The following is a 24,698-nucleotide window of genomic DNA, read 5'->3' on the forward strand; positions in this document are numbered from 1 at the left end:
GTTTGGTCGATGCCGCACAACGACTGCCACGAAACTGCCACTCTGCGATGATCGGTCGTGTCTCGATGCTTGGCCGCTCTGTGTGAAGCTCACAGACTAGAATGCGAGCACGCTGGATGTCTGATCGAGTCAGCCCCTTCCAATGGACGCTGCCGGCTTGCGCCAGGCCTTCCCGCCCCTACAGGGGTTACGACAATTCGCCGCGCGGACCCAGAGGAGGATCTCGCGCAAATGATGACCGCTAAGAGCTCGAGTGAGAAGAGAACCGGATGAGCGACAAAAGCGATCTTGAAAACAGAGCCATCGAAGCGATATGGAACTATCGTGAGGCCTTCGCCGTGGTCGGCCGCCTGGAGCGAAAAGAACGTTCCGCGCATCGAGCGGTGACCAGGATACTGCCTGAATTGGGGCGCGCCTTACGCAGCCAAGACACGCGGTGTCTTAAGAATAGCATTAAGATCGGCTCGGCAGCTGTCTCGCGGCAGAACGAAGCGTGGGCCAACCTAACTGAGGCGACCGCACGTTTGGATTCAGCCCACTCGACTTTGGCCGCCCTCGAGCGCCAACTAGGATATCTTCCAAAGGTCTCAAAACCACGAGATTCAGGCTAGCTCAAAGTATGCCAGGACGTCGAGCTGCGCCTTATCCTAGGCGGAGATTTTCTGCGGCTTGTTTGCCGCTGCGGTTCATCACCAGCTCGTAGCTGACCTTCGCGCCTTCAACAAGCGAGGTATAGCCGGCCTTCTCTACCGCCGAGATGTGCACGAAAACATCGTTGCCACCGTCGTCCGGCGCAATGAACCCATAGCCTTTGGTCGGGTTGAACCACTTAACAGTCCCTAACGCCACGTCATTTGCTCCAAAAAGAAAAAACACCTTCCCATCTAAATCATTGAACGAGCCGATCGCAAGTCTCCGCGCGAAAGCGGCTCGATGGGATCCGTTGTCCCGCCCGTTCGTAGGTCTTGGACAGAAGAAATAGAGTGCCCCACTCGATGAAATGAACGAGCACGCTGAAATCGGCCGGCATTCAAGAACGACGAGGCGAAGGTCACATTTTCTTCGAAAACTCCGTGCTAACTGTCGCCTGCTTGTCGCGGCCGGATGTACGTCGTGGCATCACGGGAGCCCCGGCTTTCATGCCGGGGTTTTTCGTTTCCGGCGCGAGAAGCAGCTTGACCGGATAGGCTCGTCAAATGGCGCAGCCCACTGCGACAATTCGACTTGGATGCGTAAGAATCATCCGGAGCGGCACAGAGCGAAAAGCCGAATAGCAGGCAGATATGGCGCAGAATATCTACGACAATCCCGATTTCTTCGCTGGCTACAGCCAATTGCCCCGGCAGGTGCATGGGCTGGACGGCGCTCCTGAATGGCCGGCGATCCGGGCCATGCTGCCCGATTTGGTCGGCGGAAACGTGTCGTTGATCTCGGATGTGGCTTCGGCTGGGCCTCGCGCTGGATGCGCGAGCAGGGCGCGGCCTCGGTTCTGGGTCTCGATCTGTCGCAGAACATGATCGAGCGTGCCAGGGCGGACACAGCGGATACGGCCATTGAGTATCGCATCGCCGATCTCGACACACTGGACCTCCCTGAGGCGGCTTTCGACCTCGCCTACAGCGCACTGACCTTTCACTATGTTCAGGACTTTGGCCGTCTCGTACATGTGATCCGCAAAACGCTCGTTCCTGACGGGCATTTCGTCTTTACGATTGAGCATCCGATCTTCATGGCCGCGGCACATCCGCACTGGATTTCCGATGAGGAGGGCCGCAAAACCTGGCCGGTCAATCGATATTCCGTCGAGGGCGAACGTCGGACGGACTGGTTTGCCAAGGGCGTTCTGAAATACCACAGGACACTTGGCACTACCTTGAATACGCTGATCGGCGCAGGCCTTCAAATTCGGCGGATCGAGGAGTTTGCCCCAACACGCGAGCAGATCCAGCAGATGCCGCAATTGGCCGAAGAACTCGAACGCCCCATGATGCTGATTGTATCTGCGTCCACATCGATCGGCGGTAAGCTTCGAAGCCTTCGTGATATCCGGCCGGATTAGGTTCCTGCCGGGCCCGCCCCGGTATTGATATCAGCCCGGCGTCAAGCGCTATCTTGCCGGCCCGTCTGCGGCCATGCCGGTGAAGCGAGCCAAGGCCGTGATGCTGACCGCAACGGCCCCGGCGATCGCGAAGACCGTTTGCCAGGTGGGCGAAGACATCGCCATCTGGGCGATTCCATGCGTCGCGCTGTAACCGGCGACGGTCGCGGGCGCGACATAGAGGATGATGATTAAGAGCCGCAGCCAAGCCCATGTCACGAGGGCGAGCGCGAGTTGGCCGATGCCGAAGGTTACGGCGCCAGCCGCGAACGCAACCGCGATTCCGCCCAGAGCGCCAGCCCCTGTGTGGAAGGCCCGAAGACCAATCGTCACGCCGGCGAAGACGGGCACCGCGAAGACCGCAAGCGTGAAGAGTAGCCAGGCGAAGAAGCCTATGGCGAGGAAAATAAGCAGTGGTCCCAAGGCAATCATGGTGGTGGGCTCCGTGAGATAGGGGTCTGACGGTCGCGCCTTCCACCACCACCACGGCGCAAACGCAGTATAGCAGCAAATGCCAGCGACCGGAATCGTCACAAATCCGGTTGCGGGCGAATGACAAAATGACCATATTGAGCGTCAGGAGCCGATCGCCCGGGCTGCAAGCGACCCAAAAGGCGGCATCTCGATTTCCCAATCGAACACCCGAACGGCAACCATTCTGCCGGCGCGCGGTGGTCATGAAGCGCTTGTGACTGCCACTAAGACGCCGGTGTGAAATGGATTTGCCATGTCTACCATCCAAAAGAAGTGCGCAGACTTTCTGCGTATGACCTTCAACGATCTGGCCGGCGGCAAGCTCGGATCAGGTCACGCCCACGAGATCGTGGCTGCGTATTTCGGCTATGGTACCGCGGCGGCTCTAAGGGCCGAGCCGAAGTATCAGCTTGCGGCTTTGGATAAAGCCGCGATCCTGATGCCTGATCTGCGCTTGATGGATCAGCGCGTGCAGCACCTCAATGGTCTCCCTGCAGGTCTACCCAATGTTGACGAGCTGGCTTCGCTGCTCTCGAGCTTTCTTAACGCAAACGGCTACTTTTCAGGTGAGGTTTGGTACACCCGAGATCTCGAGGAGTATATCGATGTATCCTTCATTCAAGAAGATCCCATGATGATCGAGGACGCTCTCTCGGGTGAGATGGCTATGACGAATGCTTTTTTTGACGAGCTTTACATAGACAAAGTAAGCCTAGACGTCGGAGACGATGTGCTCGTGGCAAATGTCTCAGGTTCTCTCAATGGAGAGAACGATCCGGATAAGCCGTTCCACGGGGATTCGATCGCTTTCACGACGATGATAACATTTGAGCGTGTGGCCGGGTCGAACCGGCTATATGCGGCCGGAGCTGGAGACGTCGGGCGCCATTGATGACTCACATTACTATGATCAGGACGCCTGAGGGCAGCTAGGCATTTCATGGCACGATTGGGCTCTCATTTCGTCTGTCGTTCTGCACGACAAGGTACGGCGGCGCTCACGAGCCGCCGTACCTCCAGACCGGGATGCCTAGCTTCTTCGCTTTGTCAGCGAGATTGTCTTGGATGCCGGTGCCAGGAAAGTGCATCACGCCGATGGGTAGCGTCTCCAGCATCGCATCGTTGCGTTTGAACGGCGCGGCCTTGGCGTGCTTTGTCCAGTCGGGCTTGAAGGCGATCTGCGGGACCTTGCGATTGTCGGCCCACTTGGCGGCAATCAGCTCGGCGCCCTTGGGCGATCCGCCGTGCAGCAGCACCATGTCCGGGTGCTTGGCGTGCACCTGGTCGAGCTTAGCCCAAATTAGCCGGTAGTCGTTGAAGTCGAGTCCACCGGTGAGCGCGACTTTCGGTCCGCGTGGCATGAGCACCTGATTTTCGGCGCGCTTCTTCGCGGCCAGGAAATCGCGGCTGTCGATCATCGCTGACGTCAGATTGCGGTGGTTGACCTTCGATCCGTTGCGCGGCCGCCATGCGGAATGGGCGTGGCGTTCGAACTCGTCGGCGGCCTGGTCGCGCATCAGCTCGAAGGCGTTGCGTCGCTCGATCAGCGTTTGCCCTTCTGCCGTCAGACGCTCCAGCTCGACGGATTTGATTTCGCTGCCGTCCTGCTCCCGCTGCGAGCGCTGCTGGGCCAGCTCGTTATCGTCGAGCTCGCGCTCGATCCTGTCGATCGCACGATGGAAGACGTTTACCATCGACCAGAGCAGGTCGTCGAGGTCGGGCTCAAGACGGGTATCGGACAGCGCCACCACCAGGGCATCGAAGATGTCGGCGACGCTGCCGGCGAGGATTCGCGCTTCAGGAAGCCCCCGGGGATCGGGATCATCGTGGAAGGGACGGTAGCCATGGAGCTGGAGTTCCTGGAGGACCTGGTCGGTCGGGGATGAGCTGTGGTGCGGCTCGAAATCGTTGTCGTGGTCGGCGGTCATTGCGGTTTTCCCTCGTCGGATCGACCGCGCCCATCGCGGCCTTCATGGCGACGAAAGCGGCAGGCGGAACGGACTTGCACCCGCAGCGCAGCGGAGGGCCGGAGCCTTGGCGGAGGACCGAAGGGGGCCGACTATTTTGTCTCGCGATGTAAAGGCGGCTCTGCCGCCGACGGAAAATAGTCGGCCCACGAGGTTGCCGGTCCGGGCCGCCTGCCGCCCGATCGCCCTCTCAGAAGGCCGTGGGGCAGTCCTCTGGCGCCGAGGGGAAACACGTTCACCGACCGTGCGGTAACGAAGCGGCCGCGTCGCCCCTCATCCCGTTTCGGCTATGCCGCCAGCTCCATAAAGCGCGCGACGTCCTGCGCCGCGATCTGTACGCGGCTTGCGGCCCGAAGGGCGTCAAATCCGAGCAGGCGAAGATCCTCGTTGAAGTCGCCAAGCTGTGGCGAGATCACGATTGCCTCGATGCCGGCCTCCTGCGCCCGATCCATCAAGGTCGCCATGGCGCCGTCACCGGCAGGATCGTCGTCCCGGGCGATGTAGAGCCGGCGGAGCGTATCCGGAAGAAGGACGGCGGAGAGATGCGCTGCCGAGAGAGCTGCGACCATCGGCATGGTCGGCAGGGCGCAGCGGAGCGACAGCATCGTCTCGATGCCCTCACCGGCCGCCATGACTTCACCAGCGACGCCAAATCGAACAGCGTGACCAAGCAGGTCGCCCATCGCCCGCTTTGGCGTGTCGATTGGCGCCTTGCCCAGCGTCGCCTCGCTGAAACCATGCGGGTCGAGCCAGGTGCGGTGTACGCCAGCCAGCTCGCCGGACAGATCGGTGACGGCGGCGATCATCGCCGGCCAGGTCTCGGTCGGGCTGTGGTCGTCGGGCCGGTAGTAGCAACGTGGGTGAAAGCGCAGGCTTCCGGTTTCGTGCAAAGACGTAATGCCGCGATTGCGGAGATACGCTTCTATGAGTGTGCGTTCGATCGGCTGCGACATGGCAAAGAGCCGACGAGCGGCCTCCGGCGATCCTCGTGCCGCGCTGGAATTGCGGAGCCGCGGCTGATTGGGCTCGGGCTCTGGATGCGGCAAGCTGAGAAACAAGCGCGCCTCGTCGAGGACGTTCTTGAAGTCGACCAGGCGGCAACTCTCGCGAATGACATCGAGCAAATCGCCATGTTCCCCGGTGGCGGCATCGGTCCATTTGCCGGCGGCTCCCTTCGCCGACTGCTTGAGCCGCACGAACATTGAGCGGCCAGGCGTATTGCGGACGTCGCCGACGAGCCAATAGCTACCTTCCCGTCGTCCGGCAGAGAGGTAGTGACGGCACACGGACTCAGCCTGCCGGCCGAGACGCCGTGCGAGATCGTGTGCGTTATCGGCCATCGTCATCCCCAAAAAGAAAAGGTCCGCCGTCGCCAGCGGACCTTGTTGTTGCTCTCGACGGCTTATTCGGCTGCCATAATCTGCTCACCGGCTCGCTGATTGTGGGCGGTCCGCTCTTCTTCGTCTTCCAGTTTGTTTTCGCTAGGCTGCTCTGGAGTTTCCTCGACTATAGATTCGACCGCCGGTTCGTCGCCAATGGCTCGGCCCAGCGTGCGAAGCGGTTCGGGCAGCCAGGCCGTGTCGGTGAGCAAGGTCTGCGCCTCGGCAGCCATGTCACCCTTCTTCAGATGCTCGATCCGATCGGCGGCGCGCTGCCCTTTTGCCTCCACCACGGCCTGGAGGATTCGCGTCTTCGTCACCCGACCGAAGAAGTTGTCTACGGTCGGTTTCCACCCCGCCGCAGCCATGTCGAGATCGACAGCCCGGGCGAGACGGTCGGCGTGAGCGAGCGCACGCGGCCGCCGATTCCAGGGTTCATGCACGGCGTTGACCGACAGGCTGACGACATGGGCAAAGAGCATCGCCTGGCTGTCGCCGTCCCACGCCTGAAGTGCGTCCCAGAGGTCGGCCGATTCCTTCGGCAAAGCCTTCGCCCAGCGCTCGTGCCGAGCGCGGATCGCCTCGGCTAAGGCGCTGTCGTTCAGGCCGAGCGCCTGGGCGCCGAAACTCACGCTCTTCAGATCCAGCTCCAGGCAGCTATCCGAGCCGTAGTGGTAGAAGGTCTTCAATGTCAGAGCATGCAGGGCCGCATGAAAGGCGACCTGCGGCTGCTCACCGAGGGCATGACGCAGGCCGAGTGTCCGATGGGTGGTGAGCTCGGTCATCAGCCGGTCGGAGATGGGCGAAAGGCCCTCGTCCTCCTCCTGCTCGGCGCCGGGCTCGACCGACACGTTGCGCTCGCCGCCTTCGTAGCTCGCGGCCTTGGCCCGTTCGGCCTCACCATCTTCTTCAGCAAGACCGGGCTCCGGCTCCGCCGACGGTTCGTCTTCGGGCCGGACGTAGCCGCGCTCAACACGAAGCTCGCCTTCAGCGCCAATGCTGACGAAGACGCCTGCGCGCACGATCTCGGCCGGGTCGAAAACAACCGGCCGGCTCTCGAGCCCCTCCAAAGCTGTTTCCAGCTCGGACAACCGTTCGTCGACCTCGTCGGGCAGTTCATCGGCGTCCGCGTGTTTCTCAGACAGCTGATCGAACTCTGCTTGCAAGGCGTTGCGGGCCGCTTCCTCCTCGGCAGTGAGGGTGACGATCTCGCCGCGAAGTTGTCGCAGACCGAAAGCGTGGCCGTAAGCGAAATCGGGGGCGACCTCGGTCCACTTCCAACCCTCGGCGGCAATCGTCTCGGATTCCGCCTTCAGCTTGTCGGCCACCATCTGGTCGACGAGCGCGACATCCTGCATCCAGCCGCCATCGTCGCCCTGAAACAGATCTCGCAGCACCGTGCCACCGGCGGCAGTATAGGCGTCAACCCCGATGAACAGCGCCCGCTTGTCGGAAGCGCGGACCGCGCCTTCTGTCAGCATGCGGCGGATGACGTAGGGCTGCTTGTCGTGGGACGCCTTCAGCCGCTCGAACACAACTTCCTGACGCTCGTGGTCGCCAGATACAGCGAAGGCCATGAGCTGGTCGAGCGTCATGCCGTCCTCCGCATAGACGTCGAGCAGCGTCGGCGAAACCGACGCGAGCTTGAGGCGTTGCTTGACGACGTTGACGGAGACGAAGAAGGCGGCAGCGATCTCCTCCTCCGACTGGCCCTTTTCGCGCAGCGCCAGGAATGCCCGGAACTGGTCGAGCGGATGAAGCGGAGCGCGCTGGACGTTCTCGGCGAGCGAGTCTTCCTCAGCGATGCCGCTATCGCGGACGACGCAGGGCACCGGGGCGGTCTTGGCGAGGCGCTTCTGCTTGACGAGCAGCTCCAGCGCGCGGTAGCGCCGGCCGCCAGCCGGGATCTCGAACACGCCGGTCTCGGCGCCGACCTGGTCGACGACGGGCCGGACACTGAGGCCCTGCAGAAGGCCCCGGCGGGCGATGTCCTCTGCTAGCTCCTCGATCGAGACGCCGGCCTTCACGCGCCGGACGTTCGACTGACTCAGCACGAGCCTGTTGAAGGGGATATCGCGCGAGGGCGAAAGGGTGATCTTGCGAACGGTAGTCGCCATGGGATGATACTCCGCGACGGGCGCCGAGAGCCTCTCTCTCGACATCAACTCGTCACGAAGCGCAGCGCCGCCCTCTCACTTTGGAGGGCGGCGTCGCAAAGCCAACGAACAGGAAAGACGGAAAGCCTCGGAACCGGAAAAGCACCGTTCCGTATCTCCGGTTGTCCGGGAATCAGGCCGCGCGGTCGAGCAGCTTCTTCGCCCGTGCCTCCATGTCGAGTCGTGCGTCCTGATGAGTCTTGTCGCGCGCGACGGCTGTGATGCCCTGGACGAAATCAAACACGCTCTCGGGCTTCCGGCCTTCCTCGGACAGAACTGTGTCGATGATCTTCGCCGTCTCGGTCTTGGAGAAGCCGCCCTTGCGCAGAAACTCGCTGCGGTCCTCGTCGGTCCGGGCGACGATCCGCTCCCGCGCCGATTTGATGCCGTTGACGAAGGGCATCGGCGAAGAGTTCGCGAAGCGTGTCAGCGCCGGCGCCGCCTCATGGGCGAAGCGCGTCGCGGCGTATTTCGAATGGCGGATGGTGATCTCCTCGAAATCCTGAACACCCCACAAATTCCGATTCTGACAGACGGCGCGAAGATAGAAGCTCGCTATGCCGAGCGTCTTCGCGCCCACCTCGGAATTCCAGCAGTAGAAGCCGCGGAAGTAGAGGTCCGGCAAGCCGTCGGGCAGCCGGCCGGCCTCGATCGGATTGAGGTCGTCGACCAGAAACAGGAAGACATCGCGATCGGAGGCGTAGAGCGTCGTCGTATCCTGGGTGATGTCGACGCGCGGGTTGTAAACGCCAGTCGACCAATCAAGCACGCCTGGGACCTTCCAGCGCGTGTCACCCGTGCCATTGCCGGCGATGCGCTGAACAGCTGCCACGAGTTCGTGGTCAAATATACGCCCATATTCCGGACCCGTCGCGGCGCGAAGCTCGAGGCGACTGCCCTGCACCTCAAGCGTTTTTATCTGCTCGGCTCGATGAAAGCTGAGGCCGAACTGCAGGTTGATGCCAGCGAGCGGTGCCGGAAGCTGACGGAGGTAAGCCGCCGGCGCTCCGACCAAGCTGGCAAGTTGACCGAAGCTCCAATGAGTCGGCGCGATCGGCGCGTCGCAACCGGGTAGCATCAGCGTCAGGCGCTCGGCATCGTCGCGGTTGGCCTCCACTCGGATCGCGGTGCTCTCGACCGTTCGGGTCCGGCTGCGCTCGCTCCGGCTGCGCACGGCGGAGTAGAGATCCGACAAGGACAGATAGCGTTCGTCCGCCGGCCGCGAGAACCATTCGGATGAAACGCGGCCGATGCGCTCGCCGCGACTCACATCCACCTTGTAGCCGCCGGCGCAGTCGTGGGCAGCGATCAAAACTTCTGCTTGGGTCATGGGACAATCTCCATGACGGGCGCCGGAGGCCTCTCCTCCGATCATCAACCCGTCACGGCGAAGCCGATCCGTCCTCTCACTCTAATGGGGGCGTTGCGGGGTCTCCCCGCAGAAGGGGGTGCGTCGGCGACCGCGGCGCCGACCAGGGGGAAGGCTTTCCCCTCAAAGGCGCACCGCCGGAATTCGCCATATCATCGGAGCAACAGGCTGCGTAACCCGATGGACCAGCTCGGAAAGTTAGTGCGCGCGCAAACAAGGGGAACTGAACATCGGAGCCAACTGGCGGGTGCTTTCGCCATTTTCATACGACAGCTTGACTTGACGTCCCACACACCGGCAGAACGATCCTCCACAGACCACAACGTCAGCGATTGAAACGAAAATGACGTTCGATATCAGGGGCAGCATCAAGAATACGAAGATCAGCTCGAACCTGTATGTCGTTTTTGAGGAACCGATCTCAAATGCGACCGACTCATTCCTTATCCGCAAGCACGAAGACGCCTCTGAAACGGACATGCTGGTTGAAATCGACGTCTAATTTATTCGAGCTGACATGCTCGACGACCGAGAGTCCATGATCGTTTCCTGCAAAGACAACGGATACGGGTTGGGAGACGATCAGCTCAAGGCATTTCTAACCAAAGACACTTCCTACAAGGACGACCTTCCGATCTTCGCGATTGGTCAGTGTACCTGCGGCCGAGAGCCGCAAGTATTTTTGCTACGCTCCGTTACGCTATCTTGCGGCTATCAACGCAGGCTGACGCGTTAACTCGCTCGCGTTTGACGCGAGCTATGCGGGGTCATCGAGAATATCGTTTTCTTCCGTCATTCTGGGTGCCAACATCTCAGTCATCTCGACCGTGACGTTTCGTGCGGCGGAGTGATGGAGAAGACGAATGACGGAGTCCAAATTCCTGACACCGGAGGAAGTGTCTGCACGATACCGTGGCGAGGTCTCCGTGGGTACGCTGCGGAATTGGCGCGCAATGCGAACTGGGCCTGCATACATCAAGATCGGCAAAGCCGTCTTATACCCGGTGGACGAGCTTGACGCATGGGATCGGGGAAATCTGGTGATTTGTAGTGCGTCGAAAGAACTGAACGTGAGCTAGCTTGAGAAAAACAAAATCGCGCTCTAATATGATGACTCAATCCGCTGGCACGCTCGAGACAACGACTCGGTTGCTGTGCTCGGAATGATAGGGAGCTAAAATCGCGAACCGCGCTGCGTTTCCCCTGTTCAGCGGTGCACCGTCAGACCACCGCTTTCATCATAAGTCGGCTCAACACTGACGCCATGTCCTCGCGGCACTCCGTCCGTGACCAAATACTCAGCGCAGAGAAGGCGACGTTGAGTTGAGCGCTCCGAACCGGTCGGTTCAGGCAATCAGCCGTGTCCGATAGGCCTCAAGCCGCGCCAGTCGATCCTGCAGATACGTGCGATATTGGATCAGAAGATCATCTGGACTGGCGAACTCGCCAAGCACCCTTTCCGTCTCTGCCATCGCCTGATCGATGGTGAGGCAGCCCGAACCGTCGCCTGTCATCTGATCGGTCAAGTAGCGCTCGACCTCCAATCGAGTAGGTTCGGGGAGAACCGAGCGCGCTTCGAAATAGATCAACCGGAGCCCGAACCAGCGCAGTCGCTCGTCCTCCATGCCCTGGACGATCGCGAGGCGGTCCTCCCATCGCGCATCGTGGAACGCGGCAATGCGTGCCTCATCAGCAGGACCGGGAAAGCCGCTATAGATGCGCTCTTCGAGGTGCGGAGATAATGCGTAGGGCTCGCGCGCAGCCATGTAAGCAGCCACAAGCCGCGCGCACAGACCAGTGTCCGCCTTCATGAGACAGGCCCGGTCTCCGGTGGCGCCCATCGAACCGCCATCCAGCATATGCTCGGGAGCGTCGTAGAACGCCGTCAGCGTGGGCGCGGCATTGATCCTGAAGCGACGAATCGGACTTGGCTTCTGCGTCAGATGAACTTGCAGTTCGAGATCGCTCATCGCGGCAAGCCGGCCCATGTCTTCGTTGAGACTCAAGCAAAGCCGGCCATTGGCCTGATCGGGATCCCTGCCGATGCAGACGACCGACGTATGATAAGCTTGGCCGCCGAAAAACTCGGTCAACACGAAGCCGTCTTCGACCTCAATGAAATCCGCGACGGTCGCTTTGTTCGAGAAGCGCACGAAGCGCTGCCACAACTCCGGAGACCTTCGATAGACCAATCGGCTCAGTTCGAGCGTCGCAAGCACATCGGACATCGCGTCGTGTGCCCGAGCATGTGCGACGCCATTTGCCGCCGCCAACTGTTGCAAGCGAAATGTCCGCCGCCCTTCTTCGCTGACCGGCACAACTAGTTGCGCAGGCGACACGGCATCGGCGGCCATCACCAGACTGAGCGCATCGGCGCGGCAGTTTCGATGATTACTTGTCAGATATGCCGGATATAGGCACTGGAAGAGGGCGTGGCGCAGCATCTCCTCGTCGAAGCGGATGGAGTTGAAGCCGACGAAAACCGCAGGGCTCCAGGAAATCAAGGTCCGGCGAATATCTCCTACCATGGTGTAGTGCGACGGCAGGCTGGAATCAGTCAACGACTCGATCGGCAATCCGTTCGTCCGAAGCGCCGAAGGATGGGGAAGCACATGTGGCTGAAGGCGCGAGCGCGTCTCGAACCGAGCCACCTCGTTCAGGTTTTCATCGGTGCGAACAGCGGCGAAGTGGAGAATCTGATCGAAGCCACGCTTAAGCCCCGTCGTCTCGGTGTCGAAAAAGACGAAGCTCATGGGTGTGCTACCAACGAGTCAACCGGAAACGCATCGCCGCCGGGCTTACCCTAAACCGGCGCGCGAGACCCTCAATCGCTGCCTCGTCCTCGAGATCCACACCACCGCCTTCCAAGACGGCGGCTAAGAGGTCGCCGGGGATCAACAGCTCTGAGGCGAAGGCGTTGGCTTCGATCTCTATCGGTTCGGTTCCGAGCGCTGAGATATCATCTCGGAAGAGAACGCGTATCCCCTTGTCGACGTGAACGGCTTGTCTGATGTCTTCGTCGTGCAGCACATGATGGGCGAGTTCATGGGCGGCGGAAAAACGCTGGCGGTTGGGATGATGTAGCGCATTGACGCCGATGATGCCGATGCCGTCCTTGATATAGGCCATGCCCGAAAGATCCTCCTCCAGCGGTGCGTACTGAAGGACGATCTTGCGCGATTTAATGATGCGTTCGACAGGGACGGGCGGCGCTGAAACGCCGAACTCCCGAAGGATCGAGCGCGCAGCTTCGCGCGCTCGACCTGGATCAGCGTCCCTCACGATCCGACCTTAGAGCCGCGGCGTGGCGCGAGCGCGCTGCTGATCAAATCAGCGACCTGGGCGCCCGCGTTCTCGGACAGCGACTCCTTCGAAAGCTTCTCATTGACCAGCGTCATCTTCAATTCCTCCCCGATGGACTTATGCGGCATTGGCGGCAGCAGGTCGGCGACCTTCGCGAAATCAAGCGCGGTGGCGAGGGCATAGACATGGTGCAGCAATATGTTCTGCCGGCCGCTCTCGATGTTGGCGATCGACGCGCGAGACATCTTAACTTTGCTCGCCAACTGGGCCTGGGTCAGCGAAAGAGCCTTGCGCCGCGTCGAGACCGCGTTGCCGAACGCTATATAGACCGGATTGCCCGCCATCGCCGATGTTTGCGCTGCTTCGGGCATAATGTCAATCCCGCAAACATTATGTGCTTATTACAAACTTACTAGTGTGATCATTACTTGACATATTGGCCAATCTCAGGAATCCATATCCCGCCGGAGAGCGCGACGCTCACCGACGAGGCGAAGGAACCGAGATGTCGAAGCGCATTCATGTCGTGCCGCACGAATCAGGTTGGGCAACCCGACGTGAGGGGGCGTTGCGGGTGGGGTCCACCCATCACACCCAAGCCGAGGCGACGGAGGCGGCGCGTAGCACTGCGCTTCGCGAGCACGGCGAAGTCGTCATCCACCGTCCCGATGGCCGCATTCGCGACGCCAACTCCTACGGAAACGATCCCTTCCCGCCGAAAGGATAACCCAACGGATCGCTCACCAGGGCGATCCGGTCGGATCGGCGCGCGGAGGTCATTCAAAGAAGAGGACCAATATCGATGTCGAATTTTCCGTCCCTGCGCCGCGATGATCGGCCTGATGATCCCTTTGCCGACCCGCTGGACGCGGTACTCGCCGAGCTTGCCATCAATATTCAGCTTCCGCCCGGCCTGCATGCCAAGGCGGTCGAGCGATATGAGGCGGTCCGACGCTACATCGAACGACCCGGTAGTCCGCTCGAAGGCAGGGTCGCCTGCTTCTATCCCCAGGGCTCCATGGCAATCGACGCAACCACGTCGACCCGCGGCACGGACGACGAGTACGATCTCGATATCGTCGCCGAGATCGAAGGCCCCGACCTCGGTCCCGAGGCGCTGCTGGATGACCTGGAAGCCGCACTCGAGAGCTACCCGGTAAGCAAGGTCGTGCGCCAAACTCGGTGCATCACGCTCTACTACGCCGACGGCATGCATCTTGACATTACGCCGTCGCGGCGGCGGGCGCCGAAGGAGAAGGAAGGCGAGATCCCGCATGCGAAGAAGGGGACTCGCAGCGACCCGGCGCGCTATGTGCCGATGAACTCATATGCCTTCGGGAAGTGGTATTGCGCCCGAACGCCTACCGAGGAGCGGTTCGCGCTGGCGCTGAATCGTCAGCTGTACGAACAGGCCGGAATCGCCTTCGCCGCAGCGGACGTCGAGGACGTTCCGCCGCAAACGCCGCTCATCATCAAGAGCGTGACGACGGTCGCGCTGCAGCTAATCAAGCGGCACCGCAACATCGCCTACGCGACCGAGACGGGCCGGATCCCGCCATCGGTGATGTTGTCGTGCCATGCCGGCCATGCCGCCCGTCCGGGCATGAGGCTTGCGGAAATGCTGATCCGGCAGGCGCGCTGGACGGCCCGCGCGATCGACGACGCCGCGAAGCGCGGCCAGCTCCTGGTCGTGCCCAACCCCGAATTTCCGGTCGAGCGTTTCACCGACCGTTGGCCAGAATCTCAGCTGCAACAGACAACCTATTCTCGCCACCTGCACACCCTCGCTAACGGGCTCGAAGCCGCCCGCACCGGCGACGTGCAGCTGGAGGACTTGCAGGAGTGGTTGCGCGGGCAGTTCGGGGACCGGGTCGTCACGCGTTCTGTCAAAGCTTTCAACCAGCGGCTCGGGCGCCAAGTTCAATCACGGCAGCATGGTTATACGCGCTCCGGCGGCCTGTTCGTTCCCGCCGCGCCGGCGATCATCGGCGCGGCGACCAGCCTGGCGCCAGTCGCGGCTCGCGCACACACCAACATGGGAGAGCGCCGATAAGTGGTGATGACGGTCGACGCCCAGATCACTGACATGGCTTCCTTGTGGCCGAACTTGAAACTCATCGGCCGCCACGGCGCAATCGCGGCGTGGCAGGGCCCTCTCCGGCCTTTGCTTCAGACGTTTCAGGTCGAGATCACTTATCGAGCGCCGCTGGTGATCGAACGGCTCGACGTGCGCATTCTCCAGCCACGCGTCAAAGTCTTGTCACCGCCGTTACGGCACCGTCCGGGCGACCCGGAGGGTAGGCTCCCTCACGTGTACTACGGTTCGGATGGCGAAGTGACGCTATGCATGCTCGATCCCGATTCCGACGATTGGTCGCCGTTCGACAGCCTCTCGCAGACAACTGTGCCCTGGGTGATCGAGTGGCTTGCCGCTTACGAGGGCTGGCGCGCAACGGGTCAATGGACAGCGAGCGGCCGCCACGTCGTAGCAGGTGGCGTCGGTGTCTAAGAGCAGCATTCCGCAAAAGGTCCAATCGGCGCTGTGGGCGCGGGCTGCTGGCCGCTGCCAATATCGTGGATGCAATACTGATTTGGTCGGCGACCTGGTGGCCGGGCGGCAAGACGGGATCTTCGGCTTCATCGCACACATCGTGGCTGACGTCGAAGGCGGCCCGCGCGGCGATCCGATCCGGTCGACTCAGCTCGCGCGTAGTCTGGAAAATCTAATGTTGATGTGCGCCCGACATCACAAGCTGATCGATCTTGACGCCGTCGCCGATCATCCGGAATCTGTTCTGCTAACTATGAAAGCCGAGCACGAGGGCCGGATCGCGATCGTTGCCGGCATCGACGAAGACCGGGCATCTCACGTCATCAGGTTTGGGGCGAGCATTTGTGACAACGAGGCGCTTGTATCGACGCAGGCGATCTTTTCGGCGATGCCGCCCGACCGCCACCCAGCCAGCGGCCAGAGGTTGGATCTTGAAATGGTAGGCTGTGCGTTTCGAGACAACGAGCCTGCCTATTGGACGGTCCAGCGCGAGAACCTGAGACGCCAGTTCGAAGCGAAGGTGCGAGGCCGCGTAGAGCGACAGGAGATTAGGCATCTAAGCGTATTCGCACTCGCACCGCAGCCGCTGCTGATCGAGCTTGGCCGGCTGCTCTGCGATATCGTTCCGGCCGTCGTTCATCAAAGGCATCGCGAACCCGCGAGTTGGCGATGGGCGTCCGATGGCCCCCCGATCACATTCCAGGTCACCGAACCGGATATCGGGCTGTCAGGCTCGGTCGCGCTAAAGCTCGGTGTCAGCGCTACCGTGACCGACGCGCGACTCCAGGCGGTTCTCGGCGACGAAGCCGCGATCTGGTCGCTCTGCGCGGATCAACCTCACAACGACGTCTTGCGGCGAGCTGACGATCAGGCCGCATTTCGGCGCGAACTCCGACGGCTCTACGACCGCATCAAGGCTCGGCATGGCGAGGGAACGCTGCTGCATGTTTTTCCCGCGCTTCCCGCCTCCCTGGCGGTCGAGGTCGGCCGCGTCTGGATGCCCAAATCGGATCTTTCCCTCCGGCTCTACGACAACAATCGATCGCACGGGTTCATACGGACCTTCGATATTCCCTAAACCCGATGCGACAAGCGCGCGGACATCTTCCTGTCCGCAATCCTCCTCGCCGCTGCGATTACCTGGTGGATCAATTAAGTCCGGACCCAAGCCCTCTCTCGTAGAGGCATGTATCCGAACGGGAGAAGCCTATTTTTTCAGGAGGCCACCAAGCCACTTTTGAAGGCTGTCACCGTTCATCAATTCGAGACGCGTCGGCAGAAAGGGAGTTATGAACGGATCAGATATTAGCCTTGGCGGAAAGTCCGACGTTGTAGTCAGGATTCCCTTAGAGGCATTCTGCTCCCCGCTGAGTACGCCCAGCAATGCACGAATGTCATCATATGAAACCTCGTTCCTCGGCTTATACGCCTTCACCGATCCTATGATCTTGATGCAACCAACCCCCTTCGAACAGCTATGACATCCCGTCCGTGATCCCCTGAGCGTGGCGTTAATGTCACCTCGTCGAACCCCGCTTTATCGAAGGCACCAGCGACGATCTCTTCCCAACGCGTCGCAGAAAGTGAATACGCTTGGCTCCAATCCGATTGCAGGCTTGCTACAATTTCATACCAAACCGCTGAGTTTGCCTTTATTAGAAATCCCTCTGCCGTTTTACGATCTGCCAGGACGATCTTGTGATCTGGTGTAATGATTCCCGCTACTCGCAACTCCGCTTGCTTATTCCCCTCGGAAAACCGCCGAGCGATAAACGACTCGAACACTGACGGAAGCCTGTCTTCGTAGATCAAGTCAGTAATTTTGATCTTCTCTGGTGGAATTTCCAGATTCCTAAAATCCACTAGTCGTGTGAACTCTAAAAGAATCGGAAACGCTAATTTCTGCGCAATAGGAAACAGCTTAACGGGCATGTAGAATATCAGTTGCTGCGCTAGGCGAACCCTTACCTCTTCCATCTGCTGCAAAGTAAGCATGGCACGCGCTCTTTACTACAACTGCGCATAGGTTAGCAGTCAGCCGGCTGTCGGGCCTTAACAGCCGGAATAGCCAAATCGCAGTTTCGAATACCGACTCCGTGATCAGCGCCTGCTAAGTTTGACAGATCACGTATCCATGTGCGTTCATTTCGGTACACGCCGAGAAGAATGACATCAACAGCCAATAGAGCTGAACGAAGTATGGGTCTGGCGCTTGGCCGGCTGCGACTTCCTTTAGCGCCTCTTCAACAGCACCGCGGCTCAGCGAAGAGGTCACGATGAAGACCCGACGAATTGCATCCGGCGCAAGCCGCACTTGAGCGAATTCGTTCATTAGCTCGTCGGCATCGCCTCGGACAATCCTCTTGATCCGGGTTTTGACTCCGCTACCGCTTACATACTTGTTGTTCCAACCACGAATTTTCGCTTCCATCGATTCCGGCGGAAGGCTCATACGCTGCAAGTTCTTAATTGCTTGGCTCACGGAGATATGGAACGGCCCAGCACCGAGCGATAGTGGACCATGCTTTGCGTGATAAAAGGTAATTCTAGGCGGGCTGCTGGAGTTGTTTAGCCCAATATAGTCCGCCCATTCGTCGCCAAGATCGTCGCACACAAGCACATCGTCCCCGTCCGCAACACTCGCTTCGATCACACCGAAAGTGGAGTCAGCATCAAAGGTGGCCTTTCGCGTCGAAAAGTTACCCTTTTCATCAGTCACTCCGTCTAGGAGCGGATCAGAGCGCAAATGGCGCAACAGGGCTGCGCCACCATCTACAAAGCCTTCGTCGCGGAACAAGGTCCCGTCGATGTAAGCTAAAGAGAGGGCGTCGAACAGCAATATGAACTTATCCTCGCGATCGATGTAGCGTCGGAGCGAGATCCGATTTGGATCGTGACCGAGAGCATACTCTGTACTTTCGACCTCGATGCCGGCAGTGATCGGCAATTGCAAGTCACGCAATGCTACGCGAGCTTGGTTGATTGCAATTGCTCCAACCGAATCAGCACCGTCGAAGATATCCATCCTCTTTCCGTCGCCGCTGACCCTAAACGCACGATCGAGCTCATTTAACGCTGCATCGATTTCATGCTTGGAGAGTTGAGTGAGTCTACCGCTATCTTCATGTACAAGTCTGATTTCGCGATCGACATGGATCGCATCAACAAATCCCGCAACGTCGACGGCAAAACTTGTTGGACGCGCGGTGCCGCCAATACTCGCCAAATCGATAGCGCGGGCTAAGGTACGGAGAAAGCTGGCAGGTGCAGCTCTTCCACCTACCAGCTCGTCAATTACAGATTTCGCGTACTCCACAAGTGCGAGGTGATCGACCCGATCAGACCGCTGCCCTATCCTGCCGGTGCTAGGAGTTGTAGAATAGTGGTCAGTTCCCGACCGGACCGCGTACGCCTGGGGCACATACCGGTTTGCGCCAGCAGGCCCGACAACATTTTGTAGGTCATCGGCTTCGAACGTTTTACTCCTCATCACGTGCTTGGAGACCGACATGTTTCGAAGCCGAATCTTTTCGAACACCGCTCCCTGCCGTGCGACCGCACGATCCACGCGTTCGGCTGATACTCGACCGAGATAGCGGGTGAAAAATCCTGCCGGAAGATCGAGCTTGGATTTAAGAATCGCGAGATGATCGCGATATTCGATCAAAAGAATAAATCCGCAGATTCGTTCTCGGATTCCTGCGTCTTCGGTTAAGAATGAAGGCGAGCGGTCATAGAGGAAGGAGATCGCAGACCAACGCGCGCGCCCAGCTTGGACGCGCCGATGGTAGAATATGTTTTGGGAGGCCGAGGGCTGGCTTGCCCGAACTTGGCGAAAAAGGTCATCCAATGCGGCATTGCTCATCTGCCGCTTAAGAATGTGAAAATTTGCTGTTTTTGCAACGCGAAGAGAGTCGATCATCCATCCCCCGTCGCGTTTCCGCGCGGAAGTACGCCATGTCAATTAAGACGGACCTTCAATATGATCAACTTAAGCGCGAATGCCTCCACGATGCAAATGGAAAGAACATGCCCCCCGCAAAGAAGAGTTAGAAGGCTACTCGATGTCGCGCAGCTCTAGACGGCCTGCTCAATAGCAACGTTAGCCACAAAGTGTCGGCTTATCGACACGTATCCGGTTGATGGGCGTTGAAGGCTATGATCTCTTGACTACGGGGCGACGGCATGCGGAGCGTGCTTGAGGTGCTATGCGACGACAACCCAGTGATCGTTCGATAAAGATTCTGTTCGCTTCTTCGGGGGGCCTATGCGCTTTCCCGGGATGTACAACGCAGCTCGTTCAGCCTCAATCTCGCGCATTACTGGGCGAACTCTGCCACATTCGTGCGGCCTCTCCCGGGGGGCCGAGATTCGATCCCGCGCAATCCGAAGAGTCGCGCAACGACGCAGACAACTTGATCATCCTATGTCCAACGCATCATCGTTTGGTCGATCAGGATCCGACCACTTACACAGCGGATTCGTTGCTTCTCATGAAACGGCGCCATGAGAGCCGCGTCGCAGCATTTCTCAGCTCGGTTGCTGTCGAGCTTACTGACAAGCAGGCTACCGACCTCTCGCGACAGGTGGAGGACGAATCAGTCGACTTCGCAGTTGTCGTCGCGTTGCGGAAGGAATTGGCTGCGCTTAAGCATTATTTTCCTGAGCTGGTACCGATTTCGTCGACATCGGATTCGACCCGCACGTACCTTCGCGGAACGATTCCAACAAGACGCGGCGGCTCGTATCGAGTTGTTGCCACTCTCCTTCATTCGATGGGAAATCTCGATGCCGCACATGCGACATCGGACCTCATCCACAAATGGAAGCCGCGATTTGTACTTGTGAATGGAATTGCTGGTGGAATCTCTAGAAAGGATCAGGGCTTCGGCGATATCGTGGCCTCGAACTCCATTTTCTATTATGAGCTCTCGAAGGTTCGACCCAATCATCAGGAGCATCGAGCTCGGCAATTTCAGGCGGACCCCATCCTCGTGGATGGAATACTGAACTTGACCGACTCAACGTGGCGCGCACATTTGCCTTCAAGGCCCGATGGGAAAAGCGCGAGCGCCATCGAGCCGAGAATTCATGTCGGACCAATTGCCTCTGGAGAGAAGGTGATTGCTTCAAGCGAGGCTGCCCAAGAGCTTCGGTCGTTGCAACGCGATCTCATCGCAATTGAGATGGAGAGTGCAGGAGTCGCTTCTGCGGCATTCAGCGCTGTCAAGAAGGTGGGATTCTTGACGATCCGAGCCATCTGCGACTTCGCCGACGGCAAAAAGAATGACATGTGGCAAGAGTACGCAGCGTATTCCGCGGCTTCGTGCTTGCGAAGCTTCATTGAGTCGCGCCCAGTTTCCCTCTCGGAGGGGGCGTGGCCGAAGTCCGTTGCTTCGGTAGCGGCAACGAAGTCGCGTATTTCGATAGCTCAACGTAAGAAATTGTTCGATGAGCTGTGTACGGCGTTCGATATGGAAGAGTTTAAGAACCTTTGCTTTCTCCTGGGCGTGGACATTGACGAAATTCCCGGCGACCGCAAATCGGCCCGGGTCAGAGAGCTAATTTTACTGTTCGAGCGGCGCGATACGTTGCACGTATTGGAGGAAGCCGTCGATGAAAGGACACGTTAACGGAAAACCTGAGCATTCAGGCTGATGCTTTCGGCGGTGTCCGTAAGCCGTCGATACGCACTGAAATGCATGTCACGGACAGATCGGGCATTGAAACAAGGACTCCAATCGAAGCGGCCAGGACCGAGCGTGAACTCTCGTGACTATCACGAACAATCACCCACTACATGCCCCAGTCTCCGCCTCCTACAGCTCGATCAGAATCTAAAATAACAGCAAACTCAAATAGATAATAGACGCCGCAGGCTCATGCACAACCACCCCTCCGGCGATCCCTCGCCCTCGCAGGCCGACATCCAGATGACGAAAGCGATCATCGACATCGCAAAACCGCTCGGAATCGCCGTGCACGATCACATTATCGTCGGCAGAAGCGGGCATGCGAGTTTGCGGGGGATGAGATTGATATAATTCTGCTGGGTTGAGGAGCGTCCACAGAACGCCGCTCATCCCTGCCCCCATCGAATACCTCCACGGAGAAGCCGATCATGTCGAATGGTCCGAGCGCGGTTCTCTCTTCCGACGAGATCGACGCGATTTTTCGTGACGCCGTTGCAGAAGGACAGGCGGGTCGCAAGCAGGCGGCATCGCAGGCGATGCAGCCCTTGCGAAAGGCTCAGCGTCACCAGCGTGAGGCCGCGATGGCATTGTTATGGATCATCGACGAGCGAAGCCTCGCGAGGGAGGACGCGGCAGACGTGCTTTCCGAGATTGCGGACGCGCACGATAACGACATCGGTATCCTCGCGACGCTTGGCCAATGCCTCGAAGCCGCCCGTGACATTGACGATCTGAACGCGCCGCCGCCGGAACACGCAATATTCCAGATGATGGTCGAGAAGCTGGACCGCCTGGCCAAGGTCTATGAAGGGCGGCCTGAACAGGAGCAGATACTCCGCGGGCTCGCTACGTCGGCGCGAATGATGGCGCGCCAGAAGGATGCGATCGCCGAGAGCAGCCTTCGGAAACTGACCGAAATTGATCCTCGAAACAGTGCGCACCACTACAATTTGGGTCTTTTCTACAAGACGCGGGGCAAATTCGCGGAAGGAGTGGCGGCAAACCGGGCGGCTGCAAGTCTGGCGCAAGAGGTGGTCGACAGCACCGAGTGGAATCTCGGAATCTGCGCCACGGGCGCCAGGAACGCCGATACTGCCCTGGACGTGTGGAAGCGCATGGGGCAGAAAATCGAGCTTGGACGCTTCGGGTTGCCGGAAGGTAGATATTGGACCTGCAAGGTGAAGCTCGCCGAACGGCCCCTTGCGGAGCGTGGGGCTGACCTTGATGATCCCGGCGCCCAAGAAACAGTATGGATCGAACGGCTGAGTCCGTGCCATGGCATCATCCGCAGCGTGCTGTACGGCAATCTCGGCGTCGACTATGGCGATGTCATCCTCATGGATGGCGCCCCGATTGCGCATCACACCTACGGTGACCAGCAGGTACCCGTCTTCCCTCATCTGGCAACGCTGCTGCGCCGGAACTACCAGGCCTTCGATTTCGCGGGCACGCAGGAAACCGCACGGCAATTGGCCGACCTCAGCGAAGATCTGGAGGGGGACGCCATCGTTTATACGCACTCCGAGAGCTTCAAGCTCATGTGCGCAAATTGCTGGCGCAATCCCGACATCGATCACGCCGATCACGAGAAAATGGAAAAGCACGTCGTCACCGGTCGTATCGCCGCTCCGCCGGACGTCACGCCTGCACGACTTTTGGATCTGATCGACGAGGCAGTCGAGAAGCGAGGAACTTGCCAGCTCTATACGCCCGATCTTTGCGCAGCAGCCGGACAGTTGGCGCGCGAGCGGATCGACAGACGTCGGTTTGCCCTCCTCACGGGCAACTTGCCACATGCGGCTGATCTAGGCCCCCGAATCAAGTAGCAAGAACGGCATGAGCGACTGGCTGCACAATCTGCCGGTGCCCCTGATGGCGCTGGTGATCTTCGGTTTCACCTATCTGCTGACAGCGGCGGTGTTCGTTTCCATCGCGCTGGTCGCGACGGAGGAGCGAGCCAAATCGCTCAAGGCGATCTCGCCGGGCATGCTGCCGGTGCTCGGCATCATCTTCGGCCTGTTCGTCGCCTTCACCGCGGCACAGGTCTGGGGCGACAGCGACCGCGCCAGCGCCGCGGTGAGCCGCGAGGCCAGCGCACTGCGCAGCGCCGTGCTGCTGGCCGCAGGCCTGCCGGCGGAGCAGGACGCGAAGCTGCGCGGCCTCGTCCGCGACTATGTCGGACAGGCCGTCGGGGTGGAATGGCCGATGATGGCGCATCAGGAGGCCTCGCTGAAGGTGACGCCGCCGCCGCTCGCCGATGCCCTGCAGCTCGTCATCACGATGACGCCGCAAGGCACCGGTCAGGCCAATGTGCAGCGCGAGCTGATCGCCGCGCTGGAGCAGGCGCTGGACGCGCGGCGGCAACGGATCATCGTCAGCCTCGCCGCGGTGAACCCGGTCAAATGGTGGTGCCTGTACCTGCAGGCCGCCTGCGCGCTGCTGGTGATCGGCCTCGTCCATTGCGACAACCGCCTGGGATCGGCGATCGCGATGGGCCTGTTCGCGACCGGGGTCGCCACCTCCGTCCTGCTGATCGCCGCGCACGACCGGCCGTTCGCCGGCCAGATCTCGATCCAGCCGGAGCCGCTGCTGCAGATCATGCCGGAGGCAGCGAAGAGCTAGAGCGCGAGCGCTGCTTGGTGACGGCCAGAGCAAGCGCCTCGTCCTTCGAGACGACCGCTTCCAGCGGTCTCCTCAGGATGAGGCTAAGCAGCAAAGGCCCCGTTGAAAATGCAGCCGCGCACTCCGCCCTCATCCTGAGGGCCCGCCATCGGCGGGCGTCTCGGGGCGAGCTATCCGCCACGCTTCTTCATAAGCGATAGCCCAGCTCGCGCGGGATGCCGGTCGCGCCGGCCTCATTTGTCGACTGCGAAGGCGAGCACGATCCTTTCGGGTGTCTGCTTGAAATCCTTGGTGACGGCGTCGCGGACGAGCCCTGCGAGCTCGTTCAACGGCTTGTTTTCATAGAGACGCGGGAATTGAACCGTCACCAACACCAGCCTCCCGTTGTGCCAATTGAAGCCGACCGCCGGCTTGACGCCGGTCGATTGCTCGAGGTCGGTCTCCACGGCCTTCGACTGCTTGAACCCTTCCGTCACCGTGCTGACGGCATCGCAGCCCGCAAGGATCGTTGCGCAGACGAGCAGCAGCACAAATCTGGACATGGGGATTCCCACCGGTGATGACGAGGCACATGATTGTTCCACAATGCCGCTGACGTCAACGGGTGGTTGCATTGAAGGATTGATGCCCCCCGGCTCAAACCGGCCGTGAGCCTGTCATGTTGGCTCGATCCAGCGCTGCACGGCTTCGGCGGTGTCGGCCGGCGTGGTGTTGAAGCAGATCGCGGCCTCCGGCGCGAGGCGATGGACGAGGTTGAGCACCTTCTCGAACAGCAGCAGGCGCTGCTTCGGTTCGCGCAGGCCGGCGCCGATCACGATGCAGTCGAAGCGCTCCTCGCGCAGCGCCGCGGTGACGGCGGCTTCGGCGGCCGCGTCGAGATCGATCAGGCAGCTCGTGACCTCGAAGCCGCAATCGCGCAGGCGCAACAGCTGCGCCTCGATGTAGTTGCGCACGAGATCCGGCGTGAGCTGCGGGAATGCGCTGTAATCCGCAACGCCGGGTTCGATGCCGATCGCGAGGACGCGCTTGGCCATGCAGGCCTCCTTGCAGGATCCTGTCCCATTGCTAACGGGCGAGCGACGCCGC

25 protein-coding genes and 3 pseudogenes are annotated in these 24,698 nt (G+C 60.1%); 14 read left to right on the forward strand and 14 right to left on the reverse strand.

The window, feature by feature from the left end:
* Positions 1–269 precede the first annotated feature (269 nt).
* Positions 270–611, forward strand: a complete 342-nt coding sequence (locus ACVJ19_RS10460; RefSeq protein WP_011082890.1) for a hypothetical protein — start codon at positions 270–272, stop codon at positions 609–611.
* A gap of 31 nt (positions 612–642) precedes the next feature.
* On the opposite strand, the gene ACVJ19_RS10465 is transcribed toward ACVJ19_RS10460, so the two are convergent.
* Positions 643–849: a cold-shock protein gene (locus ACVJ19_RS10465; RefSeq protein ID WP_014490275.1), complete on the reverse strand. Its 207-nt coding sequence runs from the start codon at positions 847–849 to the stop codon at positions 643–645.
* Positions 850–1,283: 434 nt separating this feature from the next.
* On the opposite strand from ACVJ19_RS10465, the pseudogene ACVJ19_RS10470 reads away from it, so the two are divergent.
* Positions 1,284–2,059: pseudogene (locus ACVJ19_RS10470) on the forward strand (class I SAM-dependent methyltransferase).
* A gap of 48 nt (positions 2,060–2,107) precedes the next feature.
* On the opposite strand, the gene ACVJ19_RS10475 reads toward ACVJ19_RS10470, so the two are convergent.
* Positions 2,108–2,530, reverse strand: a complete 423-nt coding sequence (locus ACVJ19_RS10475) for a hypothetical protein (RefSeq protein ID WP_014490276.1) — start codon at positions 2,528–2,530, stop codon at positions 2,108–2,110.
* A 295-nt stretch (positions 2,531–2,825) separates the two neighbouring features.
* Here ACVJ19_RS10475 and ACVJ19_RS10480 point away from each other — a divergent pair, with 295 nt between their 5' ends.
* Positions 2,826–3,464 (forward strand): hypothetical protein, encoded by a 639-nt coding sequence (locus ACVJ19_RS10480; protein ID WP_456739378.1) that lies wholly within the window; start codon positions 2,826–2,828, stop codon positions 3,462–3,464.
* A gap of 106 nt (positions 3,465–3,570) precedes the next feature.
* Here ACVJ19_RS10480 and ACVJ19_RS10485 read toward each other — a convergent pair whose 3' ends face one another.
* The 4 genes from ACVJ19_RS10485 to ACVJ19_RS10500 form a co-directional block, all read right to left on the reverse strand.
* Positions 3,571–4,500 carry a DUF2493 domain-containing protein gene (locus ACVJ19_RS10485; RefSeq protein WP_011082895.1) on the reverse strand — a complete coding sequence of 310 codons (930 nt, stop codon included), beginning with the start codon at positions 4,498–4,500 and terminating at the stop codon, positions 3,571–3,573.
* A gap of 326 nt (positions 4,501–4,826) precedes the next feature.
* Positions 4,827–5,885 carry a DUF7146 domain-containing protein gene (locus ACVJ19_RS10490; protein WP_011082896.1) on the reverse strand — a complete coding sequence of 353 codons (1,059 nt, stop codon included), beginning with the start codon at positions 5,883–5,885 and terminating at the stop codon, positions 4,827–4,829.
* A 56-nt stretch (positions 5,886–5,941) separates the two neighbouring features.
* A complete protein-coding gene (locus ACVJ19_RS10495) occupies positions 5,942–8,035 on the reverse strand; it encodes a ParB/RepB/Spo0J family partition protein (protein ID WP_014490278.1) in 2,094 nt (697 codons plus the stop codon).
* Positions 8,036–8,207: 172 nt separating this feature from the next.
* Positions 8,208–9,404, reverse strand: a complete 1,197-nt coding sequence (locus tag ACVJ19_RS10500; protein WP_026192137.1) for a hypothetical protein — start codon at positions 9,402–9,404, stop codon at positions 8,208–8,210.
* Between the two features lie 382 nt (positions 9,405–9,786).
* Here ACVJ19_RS10500 and ACVJ19_RS10505 point away from each other — a divergent pair, with 382 nt between their 5' ends.
* Both ACVJ19_RS10505 and ACVJ19_RS10510 read left to right on the forward strand, forming a co-directional pair.
* The gene (locus tag ACVJ19_RS10505) at positions 9,787–9,945 is read left to right on the forward strand and encodes a hypothetical protein (RefSeq protein ID WP_016839828.1); all 159 of its coding nucleotides are present in this window, start codon (positions 9,787–9,789) and stop codon (positions 9,943–9,945) included.
* A gap of 361 nt (positions 9,946–10,306) precedes the next feature.
* Positions 10,307–10,522 carry a helix-turn-helix transcriptional regulator gene (locus ACVJ19_RS10510; RefSeq protein WP_011082899.1) on the forward strand — a complete coding sequence of 72 codons (216 nt, stop codon included), beginning with the start codon at positions 10,307–10,309 and terminating at the stop codon, positions 10,520–10,522.
* Between the two features lie 267 nt (positions 10,523–10,789).
* On the opposite strand, the gene ACVJ19_RS10515 is transcribed toward ACVJ19_RS10510, so the two are convergent.
* From ACVJ19_RS10515 to ACVJ19_RS10525, 3 genes are read right to left on the reverse strand one after another with little or no spacing between them, the layout of a single operon-like run.
* Positions 10,790–12,196, reverse strand: coding sequence for an exodeoxyribonuclease I (locus tag ACVJ19_RS10515; protein WP_011082900.1), 1,407 nt, complete (start codon positions 12,194–12,196; stop codon positions 10,790–10,792).
* Between the two features lie 7 nt (positions 12,197–12,203).
* Positions 12,204–12,725, reverse strand: coding sequence for an ImmA/IrrE family metallo-endopeptidase (locus ACVJ19_RS10520; RefSeq protein WP_011082901.1), 522 nt, complete (start codon positions 12,723–12,725; stop codon positions 12,204–12,206).
* Positions 12,722–13,117, reverse strand: a complete 396-nt coding sequence (locus ACVJ19_RS10525) for a helix-turn-helix transcriptional regulator (RefSeq protein WP_011082902.1) — start codon at positions 13,115–13,117, stop codon at positions 12,722–12,724. The genes ACVJ19_RS10520 and ACVJ19_RS10525 overlap by 4 nt, the downstream gene beginning before the upstream one ends.
* 134 nt (positions 13,118–13,251) lie before the next feature.
* Between ACVJ19_RS10525 and ACVJ19_RS10530 the strand changes: the two genes are divergently transcribed.
* The 4 genes from ACVJ19_RS10530 to ACVJ19_RS10545 all read left to right on the forward strand — a co-directional run bounded on the left by ACVJ19_RS10530 (position 13,252) and on the right by ACVJ19_RS10545 (position 16,375).
* Positions 13,252–13,473 (forward strand): DUF2188 domain-containing protein, encoded by a 222-nt coding sequence (locus ACVJ19_RS10530; RefSeq protein WP_011082903.1) that lies wholly within the window; start codon positions 13,252–13,254, stop codon positions 13,471–13,473.
* Positions 13,474–13,548: 75 nt separating this feature from the next.
* Positions 13,549–14,799 carry a nucleotidyltransferase domain-containing protein gene (locus ACVJ19_RS10535; RefSeq protein ID WP_011082904.1) on the forward strand — a complete coding sequence of 417 codons (1,251 nt, stop codon included), beginning with the start codon at positions 13,549–13,551 and terminating at the stop codon, positions 14,797–14,799.
* A gap of 6 nt (positions 14,800–14,805) precedes the next feature.
* A complete protein-coding gene (locus ACVJ19_RS10540; RefSeq protein ID WP_202557271.1) occupies positions 14,806–15,255 on the forward strand; it encodes a hypothetical protein in 450 nt (149 codons plus the stop codon).
* Positions 15,239–16,375 carry an SAVED domain-containing protein gene (locus ACVJ19_RS10545; RefSeq protein ID WP_011082906.1) on the forward strand — a complete coding sequence of 379 codons (1,137 nt, stop codon included), beginning with the start codon at positions 15,239–15,241 and terminating at the stop codon, positions 16,373–16,375. Before ACVJ19_RS10540 ends, ACVJ19_RS10545 begins: the two co-directional genes overlap by 17 nt.
* Positions 16,376–16,504: 129 nt before the next feature.
* Here ACVJ19_RS10545 and ACVJ19_RS10550 read toward each other — a convergent pair whose 3' ends face one another.
* The 3 genes from ACVJ19_RS10550 to ACVJ19_RS10560 form a co-directional block, all read right to left on the reverse strand.
* Positions 16,505–16,732 (reverse strand): restriction endonuclease, encoded by a 228-nt coding sequence (locus ACVJ19_RS10550; protein WP_071908403.1) that lies wholly within the window; start codon positions 16,730–16,732, stop codon positions 16,505–16,507.
* Positions 16,733–16,737: 5 nt separating this feature from the next.
* On the reverse strand, positions 16,738–17,292 hold the full coding sequence (locus ACVJ19_RS10555; protein WP_011082907.1) for a restriction endonuclease: 555 nt from the start codon (positions 17,290–17,292) through the stop codon (positions 16,738–16,740).
* Positions 17,293–17,407: 115 nt separating this feature from the next.
* Positions 17,408–19,219, reverse strand: coding sequence for a hypothetical protein (locus tag ACVJ19_RS10560; RefSeq protein ID WP_011082908.1), 1,812 nt, complete (start codon positions 19,217–19,219; stop codon positions 17,408–17,410).
* A 286-nt stretch (positions 19,220–19,505) separates the two neighbouring features.
* On the opposite strand from ACVJ19_RS10560, the pseudogene ACVJ19_RS10565 reads away from it, so the two are divergent.
* The 5 genes and pseudogenes from ACVJ19_RS10565 to ACVJ19_RS10585 form a co-directional block, all read left to right on the forward strand.
* Positions 19,506–19,742: pseudogene (locus ACVJ19_RS10565) on the forward strand (HNH endonuclease signature motif containing protein); the annotation flags it as partial.
* A gap of 48 nt (positions 19,743–19,790) precedes the next feature.
* Entirely contained in the window at positions 19,791–20,930 is a 1,140-nt protein-coding gene (locus ACVJ19_RS10570) for a phosphorylase family protein (protein ID WP_223153803.1), read from the forward strand.
* Positions 20,931–21,176: 246 nt separating this feature from the next.
* Positions 21,177–21,341, forward strand: a pseudogene (locus tag ACVJ19_RS10575) (JAB domain-containing protein); the annotation flags it as partial.
* A 77-nt stretch (positions 21,342–21,418) separates the two neighbouring features.
* A complete protein-coding gene (locus tag ACVJ19_RS10580; RefSeq protein WP_453949203.1) occupies positions 21,419–22,816 on the forward strand; it encodes a tetratricopeptide repeat protein in 1,398 nt (465 codons plus the stop codon).
* Positions 22,817–22,826: 10 nt separating this feature from the next.
* Positions 22,827–23,612 (forward strand): bestrophin-like domain, encoded by a 786-nt coding sequence (locus ACVJ19_RS10585; protein WP_453949202.1) that lies wholly within the window; start codon positions 22,827–22,829, stop codon positions 23,610–23,612.
* Between the two features lie 233 nt (positions 23,613–23,845).
* Here the strand turns inward: ACVJ19_RS10585 and ACVJ19_RS10590 are convergent, their stop codons facing one another.
* A complete protein-coding gene (locus ACVJ19_RS10590) occupies positions 23,846–24,154 on the reverse strand; it encodes a hypothetical protein (RefSeq protein ID WP_453949201.1) in 309 nt (102 codons plus the stop codon).
* Between the two features lie 114 nt (positions 24,155–24,268).
* Positions 24,269–24,646, reverse strand: a complete 378-nt coding sequence (locus ACVJ19_RS10595) for a hypothetical protein (protein WP_453949200.1) — start codon at positions 24,644–24,646, stop codon at positions 24,269–24,271.
* Between the last annotated feature and the right edge of the window lie 52 nt (positions 24,647–24,698).

The sequence above is a fragment of the Bradyrhizobium sp. USDA 376 genome (assembly GCF_054063675.1).

Coding starts and splice junctions, on each gene's coding strand:
- ACVJ19_RS10460 (WP_011082890.1), top strand. CDS start 270: ATGAGCGACAAAAGCGATCTTGAAAACAGAGCCATCGAAGCGATATGG.
- ACVJ19_RS10475 (WP_014490276.1), bottom strand. CDS start 2,530: ATGATTGCCTTGGGACCACTGCTTATTTTCCTCGCCATAGGCTTCTTC.
- ACVJ19_RS10480 (WP_456739378.1), top strand. CDS start 2,826: ATGTCTACCATCCAAAAGAAGTGCGCAGACTTTCTGCGTATGACCTTC.
- ACVJ19_RS10485 (WP_011082895.1), bottom strand. CDS start 4,500: ATGACCGCCGACCACGACAACGATTTCGAGCCGCACCACAGCTCATCC.
- ACVJ19_RS10490 (WP_011082896.1), bottom strand. CDS start 5,885: ATGACGATGGCCGATAACGCACACGATCTCGCACGGCGTCTCGGCCGG.
- ACVJ19_RS10495 (WP_014490278.1), bottom strand. CDS start 8,035: ATGGCGACTACCGTTCGCAAGATCACCCTTTCGCCCTCGCGCGATATC.
- ACVJ19_RS10500 (WP_026192137.1), bottom strand. CDS start 9,404: ATGACCCAAGCAGAAGTTTTGATCGCTGCCCACGACTGCGCCGGCGGC.
- ACVJ19_RS10505 (WP_016839828.1), top strand. CDS start 9,787: ATGACGTTCGATATCAGGGGCAGCATCAAGAATACGAAGATCAGCTCG.
- ACVJ19_RS10510 (WP_011082899.1), top strand. CDS start 10,307: ATGACGGAGTCCAAATTCCTGACACCGGAGGAAGTGTCTGCACGATAC.
- ACVJ19_RS10515 (WP_011082900.1), bottom strand. CDS start 12,196: ATGAGCTTCGTCTTTTTCGACACCGAGACGACGGGGCTTAAGCGTGGC.
- ACVJ19_RS10525 (WP_011082902.1), bottom strand. CDS start 13,117: ATGCCCGAAGCAGCGCAAACATCGGCGATGGCGGGCAATCCGGTCTAT.
- ACVJ19_RS10530 (WP_011082903.1), top strand. CDS start 13,252: ATGTCGAAGCGCATTCATGTCGTGCCGCACGAATCAGGTTGGGCAACC.
- ACVJ19_RS10535 (WP_011082904.1), top strand. CDS start 13,549: ATGTCGAATTTTCCGTCCCTGCGCCGCGATGATCGGCCTGATGATCCC.
- ACVJ19_RS10540 (WP_202557271.1), top strand. CDS start 14,806: ATGACGGTCGACGCCCAGATCACTGACATGGCTTCCTTGTGGCCGAAC.
- ACVJ19_RS10555 (WP_011082907.1), bottom strand. CDS start 17,292: ATGCTTACTTTGCAGCAGATGGAAGAGGTAAGGGTTCGCCTAGCGCAG.
- ACVJ19_RS10560 (WP_011082908.1), bottom strand. CDS start 19,219: ATGATCGACTCTCTTCGCGTTGCAAAAACAGCAAATTTTCACATTCTT.
- ACVJ19_RS10570 (WP_223153803.1), top strand. CDS start 19,791: ATGAAACGGCGCCATGAGAGCCGCGTCGCAGCATTTCTCAGCTCGGTT.
- ACVJ19_RS10580 (WP_453949203.1), top strand. CDS start 21,419: ATGTCGAATGGTCCGAGCGCGGTTCTCTCTTCCGACGAGATCGACGCG.
- ACVJ19_RS10585 (WP_453949202.1), top strand. CDS start 22,827: ATGAGCGACTGGCTGCACAATCTGCCGGTGCCCCTGATGGCGCTGGTG.
- ACVJ19_RS10590 (WP_453949201.1), bottom strand. CDS start 24,154: ATGTCCAGATTTGTGCTGCTGCTCGTCTGCGCAACGATCCTTGCGGGC.
- ACVJ19_RS10595 (WP_453949200.1), bottom strand. CDS start 24,646: ATGGCCAAGCGCGTCCTCGCGATCGGCATCGAACCCGGCGTTGCGGAT.